Source organism: Bacteroidales bacterium, assembly GCA_018334875.1.
GTDB lineage: Bacteria > Bacteroidota > Bacteroidia > Bacteroidales > UBA12077 > JAGXLC01.
Map to the genome: position 1 here is coordinate 1 of JAGXLC010000444.1, position 3,289 is coordinate 3,289.

A 3,289-nucleotide genomic window follows, 5' to 3' on the forward strand; every position below is an offset into this window, starting at 1 on the left:
GAAAGGATAGTTATTTGTTCTAATTTTTAAGGAATGACATAATTTAAACCATATTTTTATTCTAGCTTGAACTAAGGAAGGTCAGGCATTCTCCTTATTTGTAAACGAAGAAGCTTTATTTGCTTATGGTTCGGCTTATACATTGATTTTCTGTTTATTTTCCAGGATTTGTGCATGTTCCTCTGCATAAAGGATTTTTTTGAAATATATTCCTTTAAGGGATCGTTAAAAAATTAGAAACAGATACCGGAATGCACCTGGGATCAAGGTCATATCAATGTATAAAATTCCGGGAAATGCAGTTTCCGGTTATATTGTGGAATCAAAATCCTTTAGCTATGAAACGTATGGCATTTATTCTGGCTATATTGATGTTCCCGGCTGTATTGACATGTCAGGCACAGTCTCAGAGTCCGCAAAAAGCCCTTAAAACGGTTCAAAAAGAGAATAAAGGAGTAAACCTGTTGTGGACTGCTGAAGACCGGGATGTATTTACAGAGAGCATTGTACCCTATGCGCATAAACATCTTGATGGCAAATCCGGCAATGGACTAACATTGATTATATGGGGGCCTGCTGTTAAAGTGCTAGCTGAGAACGATCAGACTCAAAACAAGCTTGCCTCAATGATTGACAAAGGCCTTCATGTTAAGACTTCGGAGTTCCTTACGGATCAGTATGGAGTTACGGAACAAATGAAACAGATTGGTGTGGAAGTGGGAAAAACCGATGAAGTACTCACGAAAACTCTCACTGAGGAAGGCAGTCATATAGTAAGCTTGTAAAACAACAAAAATCAGACAAAAGCAGTGTCTCCACCCGGCTGAAAGAGCCGCTGGTGGAGACACTGCTTTATAATTAGCTCTCTTTTCTCCGTTCAACCTTTTTTCTTTTTACCTGTCACTTCCATTAACGGGAAAATAATACCAAAGATAATGGCAAAGCGGAATGCTGTTTCCCAGTCAACAACCGTTGTGCCATGGGCTATTAGGTTGTACAAATAGCTTACAGCAAGTGTTACAGGAAAAACCACTATAAAGATTGTGGCGAATTGCCTTATAAATTTCCATCCTTTCATATTGGCTTTTTTTTGGGTCAACCGAATGATAAAAAATTTAATATATGGGTTTTATAAATGTTATTCATCATGGTTTTTCCAGCTTACCTTTTGTTCAGGCTCATGATACTGTCCGATAATATCCCGGTACAAACGGGGTTTTCTGGCATTAAGGTAGCGGTTTCCCCCTGCCTGCGTGAGTTTTTCAGGTACAAGGAGTGCCGTTGTCATATCATCACCCAGCCTTCTGCATTCAGCAAGGATGTCCCCAAAAGGGTCAATGATCATAGAGCAGCCGTTCTTGAGCTGATCATGATCCAGACCTATGGGATTGGCGAAAACAACATAAACCGCATTATCAAAAGCCCTTGCCGGAAGCCATTTCATCAGCCAGGCCCTTCCTTTTAATCCGTCAAATTCTATTCTCAGCGAGGTGGGGTCATCCTCACGGTTTTCCCAGAGTTTTGGATCCACAAAACCTGCACCGGGCCGAGAGGATGGCGTGCACATGGTAACATGCGGCATGAAAATGATATCAGCACCCAACAGCTTCGTGGCCCGCACATTTTCTATGATGTTGTTGTCGTAGCAGATCAATATACCGCATTTCCAGCCGTGAAGATCAAAAACAGTATATTGGTCTCCCGGGGAAAGACAGGGATTGATGAAGGGATGGATCTTCCTGTGTTTGGCCACCAGCCCGGATGAATTGACACAAACATAGGTATTGTATAACCGGTTTTCATGGTCTTTTTCAAACAAACCGGCCAGAATGGTCACTTCATGCTTATGGGATATCTCTGTTAATTCTTTTATGCTGCTGCTTTCGGGCAGATACTCGGCCAGGTCAAGCATCTCATGCTCCGAAAGATTTTGTGTGAATGTATACCCCGTGATGCAGCATTCATGAAAGGCTATTACCTTTGATCCTTCCTCTGCAGCTTGTTTGGAAAAGTGGTCGATTACAGACAGGTTATAGGCTTTGTCGCCGCTTTTGTGCTCAAACTGCACGGTAGATGCTTTTAGTTTCTCCATTATATTTTTCTTTTTAAATTGAACACTAATATGAGCCTCATTCCGTGATTTCTAAACGATTGCCCTCCGGGTCAAGTACGATACTTTCATAACATCCGTCACCGGTGGTTCTGGGTTCTCCTACAATCCGGAAACCATCTTTTCTTAACCTTTCCGTCAGATCATCCACCTTCTCTTTGCCGTCCACTGAGATGGCAAAATGGATCAAACCCGGGTACTGTTCAAGGTTGTTATTTTGCATCCCGGGGATGTCCGGATTATGCATCAGTTCCAGCCTGCATCCCCCGGCGAAAGATATAAAGTAAGATTCGAACTGCTTTTTTGGGTTGTGGTATTTTTCTCCTGCGGTACCTTGAAAGTGATATTCATAAAACCGTTTCATCCTTTCAAGATCTTTAACCCAGATGGCAATGTGATGTATTTTCATAAAGTTAAATTGGATGATTTAAAGAACAGAATATTTGCCACCAAATCTCCAAAACACCAAATGCCACCAAAACATGAATATCTGTAAAACTGATTTTGGTGTACTTTGGTGCTTTCGCCTGCCGTCGGCCAGTTTGGCGTTTTCGTAGGAGAAAAACTGATATCTGTTAACCCATCTACTTGTTTTGCATGTAACCACCTGCTATTACTCAAAGGGCTTTTCAGGAAGTTGCTTTAAGTTCCTTACATACCGCTTTTCATCAAATGGTTTGCTATGTTTAAGCAAATTGTACAATTCAACTGCCACGCACTGGCCGATCAGTTGTTTGGCTTCAAAATCGCTGTAGCCTTCCTTAATAAGCCTGTTATAGGTTTCATTGGTCTCCGGTGGATTGTTCTCCTCCATTTGGTTCTTTATAACCACAAATATCTGTTCTCTTAAATTTTCGTTGGTTTCCATAATTCTTGATTTTTATAATTATTTGGAATAAGTATCGTTTTTCCGATTCTATGGTTTTTAAAAACATCCAATGACATTTTATTTTACCGCCTTATGAAATTTTTCAATATTTTCCGGATCGCCGCTTACGTAAACGAGATCGTTGTAAAGGAGCTTTTCATTCGGATATACCGGATATATGATATCATTTTTCCTCAAAATGGCCAGAATATTTATGCCATATTTGTTTCTTATATTGGCTTTTGCAATAGATTTTCCAACAACATCACCGCTGTCAGCCTCCACGCGTACAGCCGTGACTTTAAACTCGG

Annotated in this window: 6 protein-coding genes; 1 reads left to right on the forward strand and 5 read right to left on the reverse strand. The window is 40.8% G+C overall.

What is annotated here, in order from left to right:
• Positions 1–338: 338 nt before the first annotated feature.
• Entirely contained in the window at positions 339–785 is a 447-nt protein-coding gene (locus KGY70_19520; protein MBS3777393.1) for a hypothetical protein, read from the forward strand.
• Positions 786–877: 92 nt separating this feature from the next.
• Here the strand turns inward: KGY70_19520 and KGY70_19525 are convergent, their stop codons facing one another.
• The 5 genes from KGY70_19525 to KGY70_19545 form a co-directional block, all read right to left on the reverse strand.
• Positions 878–1,078 carry a hypothetical protein gene (locus KGY70_19525; protein ID MBS3777394.1) on the reverse strand — a complete coding sequence of 67 codons (201 nt, stop codon included), beginning with the start codon at positions 1,076–1,078 and terminating at the stop codon, positions 878–880.
• Positions 1,079–1,138: 60 nt separating this feature from the next.
• On the reverse strand, positions 1,139–2,092 hold the full coding sequence (locus tag KGY70_19530; GenBank protein ID MBS3777395.1) for a nitrilase family protein: 954 nt from the start codon (positions 2,090–2,092) through the stop codon (positions 1,139–1,141).
• 37 nt (positions 2,093–2,129) lie between these two features.
• A complete protein-coding gene (locus tag KGY70_19535) occupies positions 2,130–2,519 on the reverse strand; it encodes a VOC family protein (GenBank protein MBS3777396.1) in 390 nt (129 codons plus the stop codon).
• Between the two features lie 204 nt (positions 2,520–2,723).
• The gene (locus tag KGY70_19540; protein MBS3777397.1) at positions 2,724–2,978 is read right to left on the reverse strand and encodes a DUF1841 family protein; all 255 of its coding nucleotides are present in this window, start codon (positions 2,976–2,978) and stop codon (positions 2,724–2,726) included.
• 78 nt (positions 2,979–3,056) lie between these two features.
• The coding region (locus KGY70_19545; protein ID MBS3777398.1) for a TrkA C-terminal domain-containing protein at positions 3,057–3,289 on the reverse strand (233 nt) is incomplete at its 5' end.